We start from the raw sequence: 21113 nt of genomic DNA, 5'->3' as shown, positions 1-21113 counted from the left end.
AAGGACAGACGGGAGGCGACGGGCATATTCTGCCGCCGCCCGTCGCCTTATTCAGCGCAGGCGTGTTCAGCTTCAATCGCTGGCGACATTCCAGACCACGGCCCCTGCCAGCATTCCGGCACCCGCCGCAGATAGAAGCAGCCGCTCGCCAGGTTGGAAAGGCCGCGTTCCTGATGCCAGCGACAATGAGAGCGGGATGGTTGCAGCCGACGAATTGCCGAACGCACCAATCGTATTGGCCGCGATGGAAACAGGCAGTCCCAGCTGGCCGCAGACGGTGTCTATGATCCGCCTATTGGCCTGATGAGGAAAGAACCTGTCCACATCGGCGGCGACAAGGGATGCTTGCTCAAGCGCGTCTTCTGCGCAACGCGTCATCATGCGAACAGCTTGCGTGAAGACGGCTTTCCCATCCGGCATCGTCATTCGTGTGCCACCCGCCGGAATGGAGATCAGCCCATAATGCGCTCCATCGGAAACGAGCGCGGAGCCACACAGTCCCTCCTGCGGGTTGTTTGACGGTGCGAGCAGGACAGCACCGGCGGCATCGGCAAAGAGAATTGCCGTGTTCCGTTCTTTCATATCGATGCGGCGGCTCAATATATTGGCTGCGACCACCAGAACCGGCTTTCCGAAGTTTTTGACGAAGCCGTCGGCAAGCACGAGCGCGTAAAGAAAACCCGAGCAGGCGCCCGCCAGATCGATGCCGCCGCAGTTTTCCAGCCCCAGCTTGTGCGCGAGAAGGGGCGCGGAAGGGGGCAGAAGGTGGTCGGGCGTGGATGTGGCGAGAATGACAAGTCCGACTGCGCTATGCTCCGGACCAGCAGCATTGAGCGCCATTCTCCCGGCTTTCATTGCCATGTCCGTCAGGGTTTCATCCGGTGCGGCCCAGCGCCGTTCGCGGATGCCGGTGCGCCTTTCGATCCAGCCGGCATCCAGTCCGAGACGTCGTTCCAGTTCGGCATTTTCCACCTGGCGATCCGGCACATAATGACCGAAGCCTGCCATTCGGCTCGAAAGGCTCATCGCGCTGCCTTCCCGATAATGTCGGCTGCCGCATCGATCGCATCATAGGCCAGGTCCAGATCGGCAGGCGTCGCGCAATAGGGCGGCATCAGATAGATCACATTGCCGAGCGGACGCAGAAGCACGCCTGCTTCACGGAAGAAGTCTTTCAGTTTCGGTCCCGCATCGGAAAGGTATCCGGTCTCTTCGACGGCGAGGTCGAGGGCCGCAATGGTGCCTTGCTGGCGCAGATTGGTGAAACGCAGATCGTTGCGAAAACGTGCAAGCCTTTCCGAATGCAATTGGCCGAGTGCCTTGATGCGGTCCGCAACGGGTTCTGTCTGCCAGACTTCAATATTGGCGCATGCAGCGGCACAGGCAATCGGATTGGCCGTGTAGGAGCTGGAATGGAAGAAGGTGCGGCTTCGATCCGTCGAAAAATGCGCATCGAAGATTCCGGCCGTGCTGAGCGTCGCGGCCAGCGGAAGCGCGCCGCCGGTAATGCCTTTGGAAAGGCACAGGATATCCGGTGTGATGGACGCCTGCTCGCAGGCAAACATGGTGCCGGTGCGTCCCCATCCGGTCATCACTTCATCGGCGATCAGCAGCGTTCCATAGCGTTGCGTAATCCGCCGGAATTCAGCCATAAGATGCGCGGAATAGATTTTCATTCCGCCCGCTCCCAGAACCAGCGGCTCTATCAATAGGGCTGCAACCTCGCCGCTGCGACAGAATTTTTCCAGCGCATCAAGCGTTTCCTGTTCCCGCTCGATCAACGGAAACGGAATGGTGTCGACCTGAAATAACAAGGGTTCGTAAGCCGCGTTGAAAACGCCGCGCGCACCCGTGGACATGGTTCCGATCGTATCGCCATGATAGCTATGCTCCATCACCACGATGCGCGAGCGCGGTTCGTTTCTGTTGTGATAGAAACCGAGCGCCATCTTGATCGCGACCTCGACCGAGGTGGAGCCGCTGTCGGAATAGAAGACATGGGCGAGGCCCTGCGGGGCGAGTTTGACCAATTTTCGCGCCAGCTTCTCCGCCGGTTCGTGGGTAAACTCGGCAAATATGATCTGGTCGAACCGTTCCGATGCATCACGGATTGCCGCCATGATCTTCTGGTGACGATGCCCGTGGGTAATCACCCACCATGACGATATGGCGTCCAGCACGGAGCGGCCGGTTTCATCAAGCAGATAGGCGCCCTCAGTTTTGACGATCCGGCGGAAAGCCGGTTCTGTAGCGTGTTGCGTGAATGGGTGCCAGACAGGCGACGAATAGCCGCTCATTCGGAAGCCTCGTTAAATAGTTTCATGTCGAAATGTTCGCGAAAAGCGCGGCGAAGTGTGTCCTGATCGAGCTTTGCAAGATGCGGCAACCGGCCCAGCCTGCGCACGCCGCTGAGTTCCGGAACAATCTGCTCGGTGTCGGGTTGCGGATCGCCGATAAAGGCGATGCCTAGCACGGGGATATTGCGCCGGTTCAATGCCTCGAGCGAAAGCAAGCTATGATTGATGGTCCCGAGGCCGGTTCTTGCACATAGAATGACCGGCTTCTGCCAACGCGCAAAAACATCGATGAATGTCGTACGGCGCGTCAGCGGCACATGCAATCCGCCTGCGCCTTCGATCACCAGAGGCGCATCGACCGATGGGATGTCGAGCGCATCTGCATCGATCTCCACTCCGTCGATCCGCGCCGCAAGATGTGGCGAGGCCGGTGTTTTCAGGCGCCAGGTTTCAGGAATGATCCGTCGCGGCGCAAGTCCTGCAAGCTGCAACACGGTTTCGCTGTCGGTCGCCTCATCCAGCCCCGACTGCACCGGCTTCCAGTAACAGGCATTGAGCGCACCCGTGAGGGCTGCGGAAAAGACGGTTTTGCCGATACCTGTATCGGTGCCGGTCACGACGAAAGTCTGATTCACAACATTTCCTCTGCCATGATTTCGGCAAGGCGCTCGAACATGCGCGTTATCGTGGGTTCATCGACGTTAAGCGTGATGGTGATGCGCAAACGCGCTGTACCGGCGGGCACTGTCGGAGGGCGGATGGCACGTATGTCGAAGCCCTCGGCCTGCATGCGATGCGCAATGCGCAAGGTGCGGTCGGCATTGCCGATGATCAGCGGCAATATCTGCGTGCCGCTGCCGGGTTTGCCGAAAAGATGTGCGAAACGCGCATTGGCGCGAGCGATAAGTCGGTGCAATTCCTGCCGACGGTGCTCTTCCGCCACCATGGTTTTCAGCGCAAACCGTGTTGCGGAAACCTGCAAGGGAGAGGGCGCGGTCGAATAGATGAAAGGACGCGCGCGGTTGATGAGGAAATCGCGCACTACCGGATCTGCCGCGACCAGCCCGCCCGCGCTTCCCATGGCCTTGCCGCAGGTATGGAGGACAATCACATTCTGCCTGCCTTCCAGCCCCGCCGCAAAACCGCGTCCACCCAGTCCGTGCACGCCTGTGGCATGGGCTTCGTCAATGAAGAGAAAGCCATCGTGACGGTCAGCGATTTCCATCAGATCGGACAGAGGCGCGCAGTCGCCATCCATCGAATAGAGGCTCTCCACCACAATCCACGGAGTGCCGCTTCCTCCCCGTTCGCGCCAGACGCGGATGGCTCTGTCGAACGCATCCGCATCATTGTGTGCAACGGAAACGGCCTCGGCCTTTCCGGCCCGCATGCCTTCATGCGCGCTGGCATGGATCAGCGCGTCATAGGCAATCAGATCGCCGCGTTGCGGCAGGGTCGAGAGAACCGCAAGATTTGCCGCATAACCGTTGCCGAAATAAAGCATGGACGGCGCGCGAAAAAAGGCGGCGGCTTCAGCTTCCAGAAGCTCATGTTCCGGGTGGTTGCCACGCAACAGCCTTGAGCCGCCGGCCCCGCTGGCAAGCCCCTTTTCCAATTCCGCAATCAATGCCCTGCGGATAGACGGCGAGGCGGCGAGCCCCAGATAATCGTTCGAGGTGAAGTCCGCGCCGCGATGATCTGAAAGCGCGCGCAGATGCCCGCGCCGCTCAAGATTTTTCAAGCTCGCGGCATAGCGGGCCAAGGAATCGGTGTTCATGCACGATCATCCAGTGTGTCCGTCGTCAGGCCAAGCCGCCGCAAGAGGCTCGTGTCGCGGTCTTCGCCCGGATTGGCGGCTGTCAAGAGCGTGTCGCCGATAAAGATCGAGTTTGCGCCGGCGAAAAAGCAGAGCGCCTGCATTTCATCGCTCATGGAATTGCGCCCAGCCGTCAGACGCACATGCGATTGCGGCATCATCAGGCGGGCAAGCGCGATGATGCGGACAAAGGCGATGGGATCGACGGGCGAGGCTTTTTCCAGCCGCGATCCGGGCATGGGGATCAGCATGTTTATCGGAACGCTCTCCGGCGGCGTGGGCAGATTTGCCAGCGTCACCAGCATGTCGATGCGGTCGTCCTCGGTTTCTCCAAGGCCGAGAATGCCGCCGCTGCAAACCTTGATCCCGGCGCTCCGCACATGGGCGAGCGTTTCCAGCCGTTCGTCGAAACTGCGCGTCGTGATGACCTGCGGATAGAAACGCTCCGACGTATCGATATTGTGGTTGTAATAATCGAGGCCTGCTTCCGCAAAGCTCTGCGCCTGAGCGGGGCTCAGCATGCCGAGGGTCATGCAGGTTTCCAGCCCGAGCGCCTTCACCTGCCTGACCATTTCCACGATGGCTGGTTCGTCACGCGGCTTCGGGCTGCGCCAGGCCGCGCCCATGCAATAGCGCGTCGCGCCACTTTCCTTGGCTTTCTGCGCTTCTGCAAGGACTGTATCAAGGCTCATCAGTTTGGAAGCCGTCAGCCCGGACGCATGATGCGCCGACTGGCTGCAATAGCCGCAATCTTCCGGGCAGCCGCCTGTCTTGATGTTGAGCAATTTGCTGAGCTGAACCCGGTTCGGGTCGAAATTGGCGCGATGAACACTCTGTGCCTCGAAAAGAAGATCATTGAACGGAAGATCATAGAGCAGGCGAGCGCTTGCGAGCGTCCATGCGGCATCTAACGTGGATGCTGTCTTGTCTCCGTTTTCCGGGGCAGATTGGACCGTATTCAGCATGGTTTCTCCATTTTATCTATAAAAATAGAAAGAATCTATGAAATATAGATTAAATGAATGGGCGTGAGTGACTCAAGCTAAATTATTATAGATAATTTAGCTTGGAAAGAGCGTGATGTGCCCACGCCAGAACGGAAAACGCCGCGATCACCAGATCGCGGCGCTATGAAATCGGCGGATTGAAAACGCTGGAAAAGTTTTTGTTGCTGCGGGTAGCTACTCGCCTGACGGCCCGAGCCGGGCTTCAGGTTGATCTTGCAGGAGGCGGTGGCGACCCAATGGCAACATGATGGGGCGACCGGAAGTCGGATCGGTCATGATGCGGCTCTCGAGATGAAAGACCTCGCGGATATTCTGTTCCGTCAACACCATGTCGGGCGTCCCTGCCGCGTGCAGGTTTCCGTCAGCCATTGCGACCAGAAAATCCGCATAGCGGGCGGCGAGATTGAGATCGTGCAGGACCATGACGATTGTGGTTCCGCGTTCCCGGTTGAGATCGGTGAGAAGGTCCAGAACTTCCACCTGATGGCTGATGTCCAGAAAGGTCGTCGGCTCGTCCAGCAGAAGGATTTCGGTTTGCTGGGCCAGCGCCATCGCGATCCATACGCGCTGGCGCTGACCGCCTGAAAGTTCGTCGACCGGCCTGTCGGCCAGTTCGGTGGTCCTGGTTGCTTCGAGTGCCGCCGCGATTGCTTCGTCATCTGCCCGCGTCCATTGCGAGAAAACACCGTGATAGGGATTTCGGCCCCGGCTGACGAGATCGGCAACCAATATGCCTTCCGGGGCTATTGGAGATTGCGGCAGCAGGCCGAGCGTCTGTGCAAGCTGGCGGGAGGGTAGCGCGTGGATCGACCTGCCGTCGAGCAGCACCTGTCCATGGCGCGGAGAAAGCAACCGTGACATCGTTCGCAAAAGCGTGGATTTTCCGCAGGCATTCGCCCCGACTATCGCTGTCACCTTGCCGGACGGTATTTCCAGATCGAGACCGTCCAGCACGAGCAGGTCGCCATAGCCGGTGGTCAGCTCCTGAACGATGAGAGTGTGATCGGTCATAGGGATGCCCCGCTGCGGTTGGCCCGTATAATGAGGTAGATGAGATAGGGAGCGCCCAGAACTCCGCTGACAACACCGACCGGATAGCGGCCCGGCAGCAGGAACTGTCCGCAATAATCGCCGGCAAGGACCAGTATCGCGCCGATAAGTGCGGACGGGATGAGCAGCGAACCGTTATTGCCGATGATGCGCGCTGCGATCGGACCGGACAGGAAGGCGACGAAAGCAATGGGGCCTGAAACGGCAGTGGCGAAGGCGATCATGCCGACCGCGGCGATGATGATGACGATCCGGGTTCGCCCGACATGGGTTCCGAGCGCTGCGGCGCTGTCGTCGCCCAGCCGCAGGGCTTCGAGATCGCGCGAACGGCTCAAAAGCAATCCGCCGAAGACGATCAACGCGATCAGAAGCGGCAGCATCTCATCCAGCCGTGCGCCGTTGACGCTGCCGGTCAGCCAGCGCATGGCTTCCTGCAGGCTCCAGGCGGGCGCGTTTGAAAGGATATAGGCGATGAAACTTTCGAGCATCGCCGAAACGCCGATGCCGACGAGTATCAAACGGGTTCCGGCACCCCCGTTTCTGAAGGAAAGTCCGTAAACGGCGAGCGCTACGGCAAGCCCCGCGACGACGGCAAAGACGGAGACGACCGGTCCGCTCATGGAAAGCACGACGATTGCAAAAACGGCGGCAGCGCTAGCGCCGGAACTGATGCCGATAATGTCAGGGCTTGCGAGCGAATTGCGCAGCATGAGCTGGAACGCGACGCCGCCGAGACCGAAGCTCAGGCCCGCGAGTACGGACAGAACAGCGCGCGGCAGGCGGAGCTTGCCGACCGTGAAGCTTGCCCCCGGAACGTCATCGCCCAGAAGCACCCGCACGATATCTTTCGGCGGCGTGAAAGATTGTCCCAGCATCAAGGTGATGAGGAATAAGCCGACGAGAATGACCAGGAGAGCGCCGACGACAAGATTGCGCTTGCGGGCGCGGCTGCGGCGGTTGCGGGCGATAAGATCGGCGGCGGGAAGCAGCGTTGTCATAACTCGCGAACCCGTTGGCGCCTGACGATCCAGATGAAGAACGGGGCACCGATGAGCGCGGTGACGATCCCGACATCGAGTTCGGCAGGGCGTGCAATGAGGCGTCCGACAATATCGGCGGCAAGCAGAAGGCAGGCGCCGCTCAGCGCTGAGAACGGCAACAGCCAGCGGTGATCGACACCGACCAGCAATCGGCAGAGATGCGGTACAACCAGCCCGACGAATCCGATGGGACCGCAGATGGCCGTCGTTGCTCCGCAAAGGAGGATTGCGCCAAGCGCCGCAATGGCGCGTGCGACGGCGACATTTTCACCCAACCCGGCGGCAAGTTCATCGCCAAGCGCGAGCGAGTTCAGCTTGCGCGCCGACAGAAGGCTGATGGCGAAGCCGACAACAAGAAAAGGCAGTACATAAGACAGCCGGTCGAACGTAGCACCGCCGACGCCGCCGATCTGCCAGGCGCGAATGCCGCCCGCGATATCGTTGCGGGGCAGAACGACGGCGATGACCAGCGAGGAAAAAGCGACCGATGTGGCTGCACCCGCAAGGGCGAGCTTGAGCGGTGTCGCGCCGCCGCGGCCAAGCGACCCGACCATATAGACGAAGACGGCGGCGCAACCGGCGCCGAATATGGCGGCCCAGATATAAGCCGATGCGGAGACGATGTTGAACCACGCGACGCCGATCACGACGGCGAGCGATGCGCCCATATTGACGCCCAGAATGCCGGGGTCCGCCAGCGGATTGCGGGTGATGCCCTGCATGATCGCGCCTGCCAGTCCGAGCGCCGCGCCGGCGAGAAGCGCCAGCAAAGTGCGCGGAATGCGCATGGCGACGGCGGCTTGGCCGACCGTATCCATATGGCCGCGCAACGCGGCGACGATATCCGTCAAGGGCACTTCGCGCGTACCAAGCGACACGGAAAGAGCGCAGAGAATAACGAGAAGAAAAACGACCGCAGCGAGCCAGCCGGTCCTTGTTCTGCTGGAGCGATATGCAGTGATCGGCGGGTGTGAGCGCCGGGTGTTGGCGACGGTCATTTTGCTTTGTCGACCGCATTGGCGAGAAGGGCTACGTAGTCCTTCAACACACAGGAAATGGAAAGCGGCGTGGGATTGGCCGCTGTTCCAACCGGGTTTCTGCCCAGCATGACCACCGCATCTTTCTCCACCACCGGCATTCTGGCGAGAAGCGGATTGCGCTTCATGGCGTCCAGCAATTCCTGACTGCCATAGGTCACGACGATGTCCACGTCATCGAACATATCGATACGTTCCGCGCTGATGGAACCGGAGAACTGGCCGGGCCTCGAAGCATCGACCACGCTTTTGGGTGAGTTTAGCCCCAAGTCCTTGAAGAATCTCACCCGCGTATCGTTGGTGGTGTAGAAGTTGACCGTGCTCAGGTCCGTCGTGTCGAGATGCGTGACGAACATGGCGGACTTGCCCTTCAGGTGGGGATACTGGCTGACCGTTTCGGCAATCTCGCCCTCAATCTTTGCGATCAGCGCTTCACCTTCTTCCGCCATGCCCATGCCCGCACTGTTGAGGCGGATCATGTCGCGCCAGTCGGTCGACCATGGAGCTTCCGGATAAGCGACAACCGGAGCGATCTGGCTGAGTGTGTCGTAGTCGGACTGGCTGAGGCCAGAATAGGATGCAAGGATGACATCGGGCCTCGTCTCGGCAACAGCCTCGAAATCAATCCCGTCGCCTTCATCGAAGAGCACCGGCGTATCGGCGCCCAGTTCCTTCAACTTTGCCGCAACCCAGGGCAAGAGACCGTCATTGTCGTCATCGCCGAAATTGGCTCTCGCAAAACCGACCGGCACAACGCCGAGCGCAAGGGGAACCTCATGGTTCGCCCAGGCAACGGTAACGATCCGCTCCGGCTTCTTCTCGATTGTCGTTGTCCCAAAAGCATTTTTGATAACAATCGGATAAGCTGTTTTTGCACCAGCCTGTACGCTTTGCGGCGCAATGATCGCAAAACACGACAGGGCGGCGAAAAATAGAGAGCGAAAGGACCACGTCATCCGGCGCATTCTCCTTGCATATAAAGTGGCCTTTCACTGTCAAGTTAAGCCCGGCGCGTCAAGGCCGAAGCATGCGTCCCGATAAAGCTGTTGCGAATTAACCGTGACTTCCTACAAAAAAGCGGTTTTCTACAATACTGGACAATGTTTCTCAAGTTATTGGCGATCCGGGGATAATTTCAGTTTACTTACAGTCTCGATGATCGGGTGCGCCTGGTCGTTGACCGTATGGCTGGTCGACGTCCCCACGACTTGAAAACCGTCGCCGAAAGCGATTGCCGCAAACTGCATATCGGACCTGACCATGAACACTGAAAAGACTGCTGAGACGAAGAAGACCACCGGGGTCCGCTGCCGCAGGGCAATTCTTCTGGGGTGCACGGCGCTGGGTGTATCCATGCCGGGTCTGGCTTCGGCGCAGCAGGCGACGGCGGAAACGACAACGGTGCTCAAGACCATTACGGTCAATGGCTCCGGCGGAAGCGACGACGATTCCAAATCAATCGTTGCGACGCGGACAACCGGCGGCGGCAAGATGGCGACGGACATCATGGATACGGCGGCTTCCGTCTCGGTGATCACGGCCAAGGAAATACAGGAACGCAACGCGCAGACTGTTGAGCAGGTGCTGCAATATACGTCGGGCGTTTCCACCAATTTTTACGGATCGGATGATCGGTTCGATTTCTTCCAGATACGCGGCTTCGATGCCAACACCTATCGTGACGGGCTTCCACTCGGCCGCCCCTTTGGCGGCGTGCGGGAAGAACCGTATGCGTTCGAGCGTATCGAAGTGCTGAAAGGCGCCAGTTCAACCGCTTTCGGTGTTTCCGATCCGGGCGGCATGGTCAACTACGTGACCAAGCGGCCGAAGAGTGAGCGCTTTGGCGAAGCCTATGTTACGGGCGGGTCTTTCAACCAAAAGGAAGTCGGCTTTGATTTCGGCGACAACCTGACCGGTGATGAAACGCTGTCCTATCGCCTCACCGGCAAGTTCAAGGATGCTAACGCCGAATATGATTATTCACGCGATGATGAAAAGTTCATCATGGGCGGTCTGACATGGCGTCCGAGTGATGCGACCAACCTGACGGTGATCTTCGATCATCTTCACCGCAATGGCGTGCCCGGAAGCGGTGGCCATCCGGTCGGCTCTGATTTCAACAGAAGCCGCTTTTTCGGCGAGCCTGATTTCAACTATCGCGGCACCGACAGAAATACCGTCAGCGCCATGTTTGATCATGATTTCGGCAATGGCCTGACGCTGAGCGCGAACGGACGATACAGCAATCAGGATACCGATTTCGGTTATGCCTATATTTCTGCAACGCCGACCGATGGCTCAACAATTGCCAGGCGCGATTTCTTCGGAAATGAATCATCGGCCGAGAACTTCGTAGGCGATGTGAACCTGAAATATGAGACCAGCTTCGACCGGTTTGAAAGCCGGACGATGGCAGGCATCGAGTACAATAATTATTCGGCGACCAACAAGACGTTCTGGGGGCCGGCGCCGGGCATAGACTGGACCAATCCGGTTTTCACAGGCGCGCCGGTCAATCTGCCGCTTATCGGCAGCACGTCGACCAAGCAGAAGACGAAGGCGATCTATTTCCAGGAAGATCTGACATTCGCGGAAAAGCTGATCGCCAGCGTGGGCCTGCGCAATGACTGGCTCGACCTGTCGGAGACCGACCGTCTGGGCAACACATCGACGGATGGCGATCTGAGCGAGTTCACCAGCCGTTTCGGCCTCACCTACCGGGTAACGGACGAATGGGCAGTCTATACGAGCTATGCTGAATCGGTCGCGCCCCCGGCCATCGGGGTCGATCCTGAACGCGGCGAGCAGATCGAAGTCGGTGTGAAGTATCAGCCGACCGCCTTTCCTGCCTTGTTTACGGCCTCGGTTTACGACCTGACCAAGAACAATATCTCGGTCAACGATCCAATCACGCTCCAGCCATCGACCATCGGCGAGGTACGCGTGCGCGGCATCGATCTGGAAGCCAAGGCGGAGCTGACCAATAATCTGAGCCTGATCGCCGCCTATTCCTATATGGACCCGGAGATTGTCGAGAACGGCGCCGGCGGCAACGAGGGCAACCGTCCGCAGTTTGTTTCCAAACACCTTGCTTCGCTTTGGGCGAACTACAAGGTCGAGGGCAGTGGCCGGCGCGGCGACATGACGTTCGGTGTCGGTGGCCGCTATATCGGTGCCTACTACTTTACGCCAGACAATACGTCGGGTACGAGCGGCAATGTGGTGTTCGACGCCGCGTTTACCTACCAGTTCCTCGATAACTCGGCGCTGCAGGTGAATGTCAGCAACCTGTTCGACAAGAAATACGTCGCCTATGGCGGCTTTGGAGCGGATTTCTACAATCCGGGCCGGGAGATCACCGCAACGCTTCGCCGTACCTGGTGAGTTGAGCGGCACCGCCGGAAACAAACGGCGGGGCCTCAAAGCCGGAAATACCTACCGTTTCGATTGGAAGCGCCGCCATGCGGCTGGCGTTTCTCCCACCACCTGACGGAAAGCTTTTGTCAGGTGGGCCTGATCGGTGAATCCGAGCTGTGCCGCGATGCCGGCGACAGTCATGTCGCTTTCCGCCAGCATTTGTTGCGCCAGATCGATGCGCTTGGCCATCTGCCATTGCAGCGGTGTTTTGCCGGTCGTCTGCTTGAAAACATTTGCGAACCAGCTTTCCGACAGGCCGACGGCTGCTGCCATTTCCGCAACACTTAACCGACGGTCGCCGCAGCTGTCGAAACGTGCATTGAGCTTGTTCATCTGCGCCATGGTGAGGCGGCCATGGCCCTGCCTGTTATCCTCGCCCGGTATATCGAGAAGACCGGTCAGAATGCTGCCGATGAGGTTTTCCGCATAGAGCCCGTGTTTCGTCGGATTGGCAGTTTCGCCGACGATGAGGCGGGCAAGGGTTTCTATGGCGCCGAGGTCCTGTATTTCAACAGGGCTGCGGATGGCGGCCATCGCCATCGAAGCACCAAGAGTAGGGCGGAGATATTTGAGCAGCCGGTCCTTGTGAAAATGCAGGTTCAGATGTGAAAAACGGTGCAGCGAAACCGTATTCGTCCACATCGGGACGCCCGCGGGTATGTAGATCGCACGCGTCATCGGGCGATGATGCTGGAGGCGCTGAGGTTGGCTAAAGACGCCATTATCGTTCGATATGCGGATATTGGACGAGACATCCTGGAAGAAAATCATGATGCGCGGATCATGCGACAGGAAATAGCCGTTGGCTCCCGCCTGGCTTTCAGCCTCCCAATAGACGCTAACCAGCCCATCCAGTACGCGCCATTGAACAGGCGCCACTACCCGGATGCCTTCGGCCTGCCAGATCATCGAATGCCAGAAGCCCAAAACGTTCCGATCCGTATGCGACAGCGTTTCGTCGAGTTCCCGGTTCGTTTACCGGAAATGTTTCGTGAGACAAGCGTCGAACATCAACGCATTAATATGACTTAAATTATCATATTTTAGGGCCGTGACAAGTCAATTCTGCCAAAAATGCGAGGAGGTGTTACCCCGCTTTCACTCGAGGTTTTCCTGCTCGAAATGCTGGCTCACGTGGATGTCGGTTGTTTCCAGTCGTCCAGGCCCGAGATTGATGAACTTGTGCGGTATGTTTGCCGGACCGAAGACAACCTGTCCCTCGGTCGCCTCGATCTGTTCATCGCCAACAATGAACAGGGCGTTTCCCTGACGAACGATGAAAATCTCATCATAGGGGTGCCGATGCAGTTTGGGACCATGCCCGACAATATCGGTCGAGAAGAATATGATCGACGCATCGGTACCAAATCTCTTGCCTTCGACGCGGCCGGACCACGCATCGTCGCGCTTCGCCCATTCTTCTCTTTTCAAGACAGCGGCTTGCTTCGTCAAAACTGTTCTCCAGGCCTTTTCAAGGCGCTTGACCCTGCGTTTCCCGGTCGGGAACGGAAGGTCAGACTCTAACGAGGCCGGAGCGCTTCAACAAGCCCATCAGGACCAGCGGCAGAAGTGTGGTGATGAGAATGGCTATGAATGCCATGGCCATGCCGAGGCCGACCGATCCCTGTTCAAACTGCCGCCAGATAAAGATAGAGATGGTTTGCATGCCGACCGGCGCGACAAGAATTGAAGCGACCAGCTCACGCGTGGCAACGGCAAAGACGAGCAGCATGGCCGTTATGAGGCTCGGTGCGATCAACGGCAGCATGATGCGGCGGAAAGCGGTGAAACTGTTTGCACCGCAAACACGTGCCGCAGCTTCCAGATTGTCGCCGATCTGATGAAAGGCCGCTGTCGCGTAACGGATCGGCTGCGGCAGCAGAATGCAGCAATAGGCGAGCAGCAGGATCAGCGGCGTATTGTAGGGCGAGACGGGCAGGGCGGGCTGGTTCCAGGCGAGAATAAGGCCGACAGCCACAACGACGCCGGGAAGCGCATTGGGCAGGACCGTCAAGAGATCAAGCCAGAAACGCCCGCGAAAGCGCATCTTGACCACGGCATAGGCGGCAACGGCACCCAGAAGTCCGGTCAGAAGTGCGCTCGCGAAACCGAGTGACAGGCTGTTGATGAGTGCACGCATGCCGCCTGCGCTGTTCTCGGCAATGGCCGCAAAATTGTCGAAGCTGAGGTTCGATGGCGTCAGCCCGCCAGACACGGTTTTGGAAAGAGCGGTCGCGAGAATGGCCAGAAGGGGAACACCGGTCGCAGCAAAGGCGACGAGGGCGAAGAGAGCGATCACGGGAATGGTAAGCGCTCCGAGCGGTCGCTTGTCCCTAGCCTGCGGCTTGCCGCCGGTCGTCACATAGGAGCGGCGCGTCAATATCCAGCGCTGGATCAGAAAAGCCGCAAGCGACAGGCAGACAAGCGCCAGGGAAAAGACGGCGGCACCGGCAAGGTCGATCGGCCAGTCGGAAATGCGCAGATCAATTTCCGTCACCAGAACTTCAAAGCCCGAGCGGCGTCCAAGCGCTGCTGGCGTGCCATATTCCTCGATGGCTGCAGCGAAAACCAGAAGAAGGCTTGCCGCAAGTCCCGGTGTCGCCAGCGGCAGGGTGATGCGGAAGAAGGATCGCCATGGGGACGCTCCGAATACGCGACCGACATCGGAATAGCGCGCACCAACCGCTTCAATCGTGCGCGACACCGCGAAATAGACGAGCGGGAACGTGTTCAGCGCCATGACAAAGCTCATGCCTGCGACCGAAAACAGAAAAGGGGCCAGATTGAAGCCGACAAGCTGTTCAAGATAGCCGCGCGGTTGCAGCGTCATGATCCAGCCAAGTGTCGCGATATAGGGAGGGATCATGAAGGGCACGAGCATCAGCACGTCCCATAGCACGGCAAAAGGCACTTTGTAGAGCGCCCTGAACACCGCGAGCGGAACGGCAATGAGGGCGGAGAGTGCCACCACAGAAAGCCCGAGCAGAACGGTGTTGCCGCTCATGCGCAAAAGCTTCGGGTCTTCAAACAGTGCCGGGAGATGCAGGAAAGGCTCGGCCAGCGAGCCTCTCCCCAGTTGCGGAAAGACAGCCTGAAGAACGATGAAGACAAACGGCACCGCGACGATGAATGCTAGCCCGGCAACCGCAACGAACCCGAGCGGATTGCGAGCCGCCGTACTGCCTGTCTTCATGTCTGTCTGTCCTTTAAGAAGTTAGTTGCTGGCGGCGAAGGTGGTGCTGAATTCCTTCAGCGTCTCGTCGCGCTTGCCATAGACTTCCTTGGCGTCGATCGGCAGGATTTTCAGATCGCCGATCAGCGGGCGGTTGGCCGGAACATCGGTGCGCGAAGGCATCAGATAGGTGTCGGCAACCATTTTCTGACCTTCGTCGGACAGCATGTAGTCGACAAACTGCTTGGCTTCATCCTGGTTTTTCGACCATTTGAGGATCATGGCCGGGCGGGGCGCGATCACGGTGCCGGATGCCGGGAATATGACGTCGATGGATTCACCCTTGGCCTTGCCTGCAAGCGAGATGTAGTCGACGGCGCCGAACACGGCGGCCTTGGCGCCCTGAAGGACGGGGTTCAGAGCCTCTGCATTGGCACCGGCGACAGCGGCGCCATTTTCATGCAGGTTCTTGAACAGGTCCCAGCCTTGCTGGGCCTGCAGGGCGGCAACGAGCTCGAAAGTCGCGCCAGACTGTGCCGGGTCCGGCAGATTGACGAGATCCTTGTATTCGGGCTTGGCGAGATCGGCCCATTCGGCAGGCTTCGGCGTTTTGCTGGCCGGGTTCCACGCGATACCGAGCGCAGAAACGCCCTGTGCCACTGCCGTTTCATTCTTGAGGAAATCCGGCACTTTCTCGGCGTTCGGGCTGGTATAGGCGACCAGCCAGTCACGCTTGGCGAAGTCGGTTGCCGTATCCCATGACGCCGAGATCAGAACGTCGACAACCGGATTGGCGGCTTCCGCTTCGATGCGCGCCATGACCTTGCCGGTGGTCGCCTGAAAGACGTTGACCTTCGCGCCGGTCTTGGCGGTGAAGCCTGCGGCAAGCTTTTCGATCAGGCTGCCCGGACCTGCCGAATAGACGGTGATGTCTGCATGGGCGGCCGTGCTGGCCAGCAAGGCGGTGACAAGCGCAAGCCCCGCGCCGAGAATAGATTTCTTCATGTTTGCCTCCTGAGATATTGCCTGATGGAATAGTCTTATTTCGAGAACCAGCGCAGCTGGCTGGCATCGACCGAAATGCCCACCGGAACGCCGGGAGAAAGGCGGATATGGTCGAGATAAGTCAGTTCGTGACCGTCCTGCTGAGAGCCGATGCGCACCGTGGTCAGGTGGCCGTCGCCGCGAAACTGCGAGCGCAGCACGGTTGCGGGAATTGCGGCTTCATGGACGGGAACGCTGCGCACGGAGCGCGACGGCAACAGCACATGCGTTGCCTGACTGGCAGGTGAGCGATGGGCGATGTGGATTTCGGTGCGCGCAATCCTGTAGGCATTGTCGTGCTGCTCAACAGGCACGACACAGCCGAGCCGGAGAAAATCGGCGACCTCCGGCGTGGTGGGTTCGGCGACGAGGGCTTCGGGCGCGGCCAGTTGCTCGATCACACCGGCGCGCATGACGGCCACCTGATCGGCAAGCGAAAAGGCTTCGCTCTGGTCATGGGTTACATAAATCGCGGTCAGCCCCAGATTGGCGACAAGCTGCCCGATCTCGGTGACCATGTTTTCGCGCAGTTCGCGGTCGAGATTGGAAAGCGGCTCGTCAAAGAGCACCAGTCCCGGCTCGGCAACGATGGCGCGGGCAATGGCGACGCGCTGCTGTTGGCCACCCGACATATCGCTGATCGCACGCTCTCCAAATCCGGCGAGACCGACGCGCTCCAGCGCAGAGGCGACACGCTTTTCACGCTCCGCGCGGCCAAATCCGCGCATTTCGAGCGGGAAGGACACATTGCCGAAAACGGTCATATGCGGCCAGAGCGCGTAGTCCTGGAACACCATGCCGAGATGCCGCTTTTCAGGCGGTATGAAAGTGCGCGTCGCGGCGTCTGCAACGGTTATGCCGTTGATCGTGATCGATCCCTTGGTGGGGGCGAGCAGGCCGGCGACGAGGCGAAGCAGCGTGGTCTTGCCGCAACCGGACGGCCCGAGCAGAGCGAGCGTCTGTCCTCGTGGCAGCGAAAGATCGATATTTTTCAATATGGTGGCCGGACCGTAGGCAAGATGCAGCCCCTCAGCCTGAACAGCGATATCCGCCTTGATATTTGAGGACTGTAACATTTTCCCGCAATCCAAATGACTTGGGAGCTTCTATTCCGATTGCGTGACAGTTGGATGACGTTACGAAAGCCTGTCCGGCCTGCTGTTCGGAACCAATCGCCACCGCATCGGTTTGTCTCTTCATGCGACAAAGGAAGGGAAGACCATGAGATTCGGAAAACTCGCTTTGGGCCTGACGGGGCTGGCTGTGGGATACGCGCTGACACGGGCAAGTTCGCCGCAGATTCCGCCGGGGATCGTGCCGGTAAAACCCTTCGATCTCACGCGCTATCTGGGCAAATGGTACGAAGTGGGACGGCTTGAAAACCGTTTCGAGCGTGGCCTGACGCGAACGACGGCGGAATATTCATTGAATCCCGACCAAACCGTCAAAGTGGTCAATCGAGGTTTTGATCCGTGGAGAGGGCGCTGGACGCAAGCCACCGGGACCGCACGCTTTGTTCGTTCAACCGATGAAGGCGCGCTGAAAGTATCCTTTTTCGGACCGTTCTATGGCGGCTATAACATCGTGGATATTGATGAAGGCGACTATCAATGGTCGATCGTTGTCGGTTCGACGCGCAGCTATTTCTGGGTGCTGTCGCGCGAGCCGGAAGCAAGCGCGGAGTTGAAGGCGCGCGCGGTCGCGCAGGCGCTGCTTCTGGGGATCAATCCCGACGCCATTTTGTGGGTGCCGCAGTAAATGCTCGGCAAAAGGCCCGCCGAAGCGGGCCTTTCAGTCCTGCTCTATGCTCCGTAAGGCACCCAGATATTCTTCACCTGTATGGCCCGACGCAGATAGTCGCGGCCCTGTCCTTCCGCCTTGTTAAGCCAGTTTGGCAGGCGGCCATTGCTGACCCATGTGGCCTTCAGGTTTCCGGCGGACGCCTTTTCGACCATGGCGCTGCCCTCGCGTGAACCAAAATACCAGAGCGCGGCGACATCATCGTGTTCGGCCAGCGTCTTCGTCAGAAGGTCGCGTTCGCCGGTGACGATATTGACCACGCCGCCCGGCACGTCGGATGTGTCGAGCACCTGATAGAAATCGCCAGCGATCAGCGGATGGCGGCCCGAAGGCACGACGACCGTTCGATTGCCCATGGCGATGGCTGGAAGGACCAGCGAAACGAGCGAGAGAAGCGGCGCTTCGTCCGGGCAGACGATCCCCATCACGCCCCACGGTTCGTTCATCGCCAGCGTCACATGGCGCGACTTGGTGGAATGAACCGAACCGTCGAACTTGTCGGCCTGCGCGGCATAATAGAAGATGCGGCGCAATGAGGCTTCAAATTCCTCTTCCGCTTTTTTCTCGTTGACGCCGGTGCTTTCGATGAGCCGCGCCACGAAATCCGCACGGCGCGCATCGAGGTTTTCGCCGAGATAATAGAGCACCTGCGCCCGGTTATGGGCCGTCGCCGCGCCCCAACTGCTGGCCTTGCTCGCTTCTTCCACAGCATTGCGGATGTCCTTGCGGTTGCCGATACCGGCCTGGCCGATGACAGCGCCGCCCTTGCCGATGATCGAATAACTGTAGCCGCCATCGGGACGGGCCTGCTTGCCGCCAATATAATTCTTCATCGTCCGGTCGATGCCCTCGACGGCGATCTTGTCATCGCCCGAAGGGGAGGCTGACGGCACGAGGGCTTCCGCAATCTTCGCCGAAGGGAGTGCCTTTTCCCAATCGGAAACGAGGTATTCGTACATGCCTTCGCGTGCGCCTTCGCGACCGAAGCCGCTTTCGCGGTAGCCGCCGAAACCGGCTCCGGCATCCAGCATATTGGTGCAGTTGATCCAGACGACACCGGCCTTGACCCGTGCCGCAAGATCAAGCGCGACATTGATATTTTCAGACCAGATCGACGCAGCCAGCCCGTAGCGCGTGTTGTTGGCGAGCGAGGCGGCTTCATCGGGCGTGCGGAATGTGGTCGCTGCCGCAATCGGACCGAAGATTTCCACCTGACAGACGGTCGATGCCTGATCCACATCGGTAAAGAAGCCGGGCGCGATGTAATTGCCCTTGGCGGGCAGCGGATTTGGCGTCTGCCACAGTTCGCCGCCTTCCTCGATGCCCTTCCGGATCAGGTCGGAAATGCGCTTTACCTGACCGGGCGAAACGATGGCGCCCACATCGGTGGATTTGTCGAGGGGATCGCCGACGCGCAGTGTGTCCAGCCGTCTTTTAAGCTTGGCATAGAAACGCTCGGCAATGCCTTCCTGCACCAGCAGGCGCGACCCGGCGCAGCACACTTCGCCCTGGTTGAACCAGATGGCATCGACCACGCCTTCAACGGCGGCGTCGAGATCGGCATCTTCAAAGACGATGAAAGGCGATTTGCCGCCCAGTTCCAGCGACAGTTTCTTGCCCGATCCGGCGATCTGCTCGCGAATGACGCGGCCAACCTGTGTCGAGCCGGTGAAGGCCACCTTGTCCACGCCGTCATGGCCGCAGATTTCCGCGCCGGTGGTGCCGTCGCCCTGCACGATGTTGACGATGCCGGCGGGCAGGCCGACTTCATGGCAGATTTCAGCGAAGGCGATGGCCGAAAGCGGCGTCAGATCGGCAGGCTTCAGAACGACGGTGTTACCGGCCGCAAGTGCTGGCGCGATCTTCCAGGCCAGCATGAGCAACGGGAAATTCCATGGAATGACCTGCCCGCAGACGCCAACGGGCGAGAAGCCCTTGAACTCGTCTTCCACCATCTCGGCCCAGCCTGCATGATGGTAGAAATGGCGGGCGGCGAGTGGAATGTCGATATCGCGGGTTTCGCGGATCGGCTTGCCATTGTCCATGGTTTCCAGCACGGCCAGAAAGCGCTCGCGCTTCTGGATATGGCGGGCGATGGCATAGAGATATTTGGCGCGCTCATAGCCTGAAAGTTTGGACCATTTGCCGAAAGCGGCGCGGGCGGCCTTCACGGCCTGATCCACATCTTCCGCATTGCCGCAGATGATTTCTGCAAGCTTGTCGCCATTGGCCGGATTGGCGACGTCGATCGCCTTGCGGCCTTCCGGTTTGACAAAGGCACCGTTGATATAGTGGCCGAAAGAGCGGCCATGCTGTTCCAGCCACAGGTTCACATCGCCGTTTGCTTCGGGGGAGGGTCCGTATTCCATGGTCTTGAGAATGTCCTTGATGGGTCGCATTCTGAAAATCCTCTAAGCATTTGCAGCCAAATGGAACATTTGGCGTCGCAGAAATGCGATAAACTTTATGCAGCAGCGTGACGGTTGGCGGCGGAGTAGCGTCCGGTCACGAAGTGCTCCAATTGCCGTTCGATATCGCCGAGCATCGACGATGCGCCGATGCGGAACAGATCAGGCTCCAGCCAGCGAAGCCCAAGTTCTTCCTTCATCAGCGTCAGCCAGGCGAGCGCATCCTTGGCGGTCTTGAGTCCGCCTGCGGGCTTGAACCCGACGCTCTGGCCGGAGAGCTCGCCGTAATCGCGCAGCGCCCGCACCATGGTCAGGCTCACCGGCAAGGTGGCGTTGACGTCTTCCTTGCCGGTCGAGGTCTTGATGAAATCCGACCCTGCCTGCATCGCCACCATCGAAGCGCGATAGACATTGGTCAGCGTGTTGAGATCGCCAGTGGCGAGGATCGCCTTCATGTGCGCATCGCCGCATGCTTCCCGCATGGCTGCAATCTCGTCATAGAGGGCTGACCAGTTCTGCGTCAGCACGTGCTCGCGGGTAATCACGATGTCGATTTCATGCGCGCCCTCACCCACCGCATAGGTGATTTCAGCAAGGCGAAGCGGCAAAGGGGTCAAACCGGCAGGAAACCCTGTCGCCACCGAGGCGACCGGAATGCCGGAACCTTCGAGCGCCTTGACAGCGTGCGGAACCATGGTCGGATAGACGCAGACCGCGCCGGTGGTGATGCCGGCGTCCGCGAGGCCCAGCGCCTCCAGAATATCCTCGCGCACCGGACGGCGCGCCTTGGCGCAGAGCCTGCGCACGCGGCCCGCCGTATCGTCGCCCGCAAGCGTCGTCAGGTCGATGCACTGGATGGCCCGGACGAGCCACGCGGCCTGATATTCCTTTTTCACAGAACGGCGGGGGCTGATCGTGGCGGCGCGGCGCTCGGAAGCGCTGCGATTGACGGACACATCCTCAAACCATTCCGGCTTGAGCGGTGTCCCGTTATTGCGGGGGAGGGCTTCGGTCATTTCATTGTC

General features: G+C 59.4%; 18 protein-coding genes. 2 read left to right on the top strand and 16 right to left on the bottom strand.

Annotated features, from left to right (window positions below):
- Positions 1 to 72 precede the first annotated feature (72 nt).
- From J9800_RS16375 to J9800_RS16335, 9 genes are all read right to left on the bottom strand, one after another.
- Positions 73 to 1026 carry a beta-ketoacyl-ACP synthase III gene (locus J9800_RS16375; RefSeq protein WP_114216058.1) on the bottom strand — a complete coding sequence of 318 codons (954 nt, stop codon included), beginning with the start codon at positions 1024 to 1026 and terminating at the stop codon, positions 73 to 75.
- Positions 1023 to 2297 (bottom strand): adenosylmethionine--8-amino-7-oxononanoate transaminase, encoded by a 1275-nt coding sequence (locus J9800_RS16370; protein ID WP_114216057.1) that lies wholly within the window; start codon positions 2295 to 2297, stop codon positions 1023 to 1025. Before J9800_RS16370 ends, J9800_RS16375 begins: the two co-directional genes overlap by 4 nt.
- Entirely contained in the window at positions 2294 to 2932 is a 639-nt protein-coding gene (gene bioD, locus J9800_RS16365; protein WP_114216056.1) for a dethiobiotin synthase, read from the bottom strand. Before bioD ends, J9800_RS16370 begins: the two co-directional genes overlap by 4 nt.
- Positions 2929 to 4074: an 8-amino-7-oxononanoate synthase gene (locus J9800_RS16360; protein ID WP_114216055.1), complete on the bottom strand. Its 1146-nt coding sequence runs from the start codon at positions 4072 to 4074 to the stop codon at positions 2929 to 2931. Before J9800_RS16360 ends, bioD begins: the two co-directional genes overlap by 4 nt.
- On the bottom strand, positions 4071 to 5078 hold the full coding sequence (gene bioB, locus J9800_RS16355; protein WP_114216054.1) for a biotin synthase BioB: 1008 nt from the start codon (positions 5076 to 5078) through the stop codon (positions 4071 to 4073). Before bioB ends, J9800_RS16360 begins: the two co-directional genes overlap by 4 nt.
- 216 nt (positions 5079 to 5294) lie before the next feature.
- Positions 5295 to 6131, bottom strand: a complete 837-nt coding sequence (locus J9800_RS16350) for an ABC transporter ATP-binding protein (RefSeq protein ID WP_114216053.1) — start codon at positions 6129 to 6131, stop codon at positions 5295 to 5297.
- Complete coding sequence (locus tag J9800_RS16345) at positions 6128 to 7168, bottom strand: FecCD family ABC transporter permease (protein WP_114216052.1); 1041 nt, start codon at positions 7166 to 7168, stop codon at positions 6128 to 6130. Before J9800_RS16345 ends, J9800_RS16350 begins: the two co-directional genes overlap by 4 nt.
- Complete coding sequence (locus J9800_RS16340) at positions 7165 to 8208, bottom strand: FecCD family ABC transporter permease (RefSeq protein ID WP_114216051.1); 1044 nt, start codon at positions 8206 to 8208, stop codon at positions 7165 to 7167. The genes J9800_RS16345 and J9800_RS16340 overlap by 4 nt, the downstream gene beginning before the upstream one ends.
- A complete protein-coding gene (locus J9800_RS16335; protein ID WP_114216050.1) occupies positions 8205 to 9203 on the bottom strand; it encodes an iron-siderophore ABC transporter substrate-binding protein in 999 nt (332 codons plus the stop codon). Before J9800_RS16335 ends, J9800_RS16340 begins: the two co-directional genes overlap by 4 nt.
- Positions 9204 to 9507: 304 nt before the next feature.
- On the opposite strand from J9800_RS16335, the gene J9800_RS16330 reads away from it, so the two are divergent.
- Positions 9508 to 11631, top strand: a complete 2124-nt coding sequence (locus J9800_RS16330) for a TonB-dependent siderophore receptor (protein WP_114216049.1) — start codon at positions 9508 to 9510, stop codon at positions 11629 to 11631.
- 51 nt (positions 11632 to 11682) lie between these two features.
- Here the strand turns inward: J9800_RS16330 and J9800_RS16325 are convergent, their stop codons facing one another.
- The 5 genes from J9800_RS16325 to J9800_RS16305 all read right to left on the bottom strand — a co-directional run bounded on the left by J9800_RS16325 (position 11683) and on the right by J9800_RS16305 (position 16956).
- Positions 11683 to 12591 (bottom strand): helix-turn-helix domain-containing protein, encoded by a 909-nt coding sequence (locus J9800_RS16325; protein ID WP_114216048.1) that lies wholly within the window; start codon positions 12589 to 12591, stop codon positions 11683 to 11685.
- Positions 12592 to 12762: 171 nt separating this feature from the next.
- Positions 12763 to 13116, bottom strand: a complete 354-nt coding sequence (locus tag J9800_RS16320) for a cupin domain-containing protein (RefSeq protein ID WP_112586453.1) — start codon at positions 13114 to 13116, stop codon at positions 12763 to 12765.
- Positions 13117 to 13177: 61 nt separating this feature from the next.
- The gene (locus J9800_RS16315; RefSeq protein WP_114216047.1) at positions 13178 to 14857 is read right to left on the bottom strand and encodes an ABC transporter permease; all 1680 of its coding nucleotides are present in this window, start codon (positions 14855 to 14857) and stop codon (positions 13178 to 13180) included.
- 21 nt (positions 14858 to 14878) lie between these two features.
- Positions 14879 to 15841: an ABC transporter substrate-binding protein gene (locus J9800_RS16310; RefSeq protein ID WP_112586449.1), complete on the bottom strand. Its 963-nt coding sequence runs from the start codon at positions 15839 to 15841 to the stop codon at positions 14879 to 14881.
- A 35-nt stretch (positions 15842 to 15876) separates the two neighbouring features.
- Positions 15877 to 16956 (bottom strand): ABC transporter ATP-binding protein, encoded by a 1080-nt coding sequence (locus tag J9800_RS16305; RefSeq protein ID WP_114216046.1) that lies wholly within the window; start codon positions 16954 to 16956, stop codon positions 15877 to 15879.
- 145 nt (positions 16957 to 17101) lie between these two features.
- On the opposite strand from J9800_RS16305, the gene J9800_RS16300 reads away from it, so the two are divergent.
- The gene (locus tag J9800_RS16300) at positions 17102 to 17638 is read left to right on the top strand and encodes a lipocalin family protein (protein ID WP_112586445.1); all 537 of its coding nucleotides are present in this window, start codon (positions 17102 to 17104) and stop codon (positions 17636 to 17638) included.
- Between the two features lie 44 nt (positions 17639 to 17682).
- Here J9800_RS16300 and J9800_RS16295 read toward each other — a convergent pair whose 3' ends face one another.
- Together J9800_RS16295 and deoC are read right to left on the bottom strand one after the other, a co-directional pair.
- Positions 17683 to 20079, bottom strand: coding sequence for an aldehyde dehydrogenase family protein (locus J9800_RS16295; protein ID WP_162792659.1), 2397 nt, complete (start codon positions 20077 to 20079; stop codon positions 17683 to 17685).
- A 65-nt stretch (positions 20080 to 20144) separates the two neighbouring features.
- Entirely contained in the window at positions 20145 to 21104 is a 960-nt protein-coding gene (gene deoC, locus J9800_RS16290) for a deoxyribose-phosphate aldolase (protein ID WP_114216045.1), read from the bottom strand.
- Positions 21105 to 21113 lie beyond the last annotated feature (9 nt).

Source organism: Ochrobactrum sp. AP1BH01-1, from assembly GCF_018066705.1.
GTDB lineage: Bacteria > Pseudomonadota > Alphaproteobacteria > Rhizobiales > Rhizobiaceae > Brucella.
Note: the sequence above shows the minus strand (reverse complement) of the source record. Positions and strands in the feature narration are given on the sequence as shown.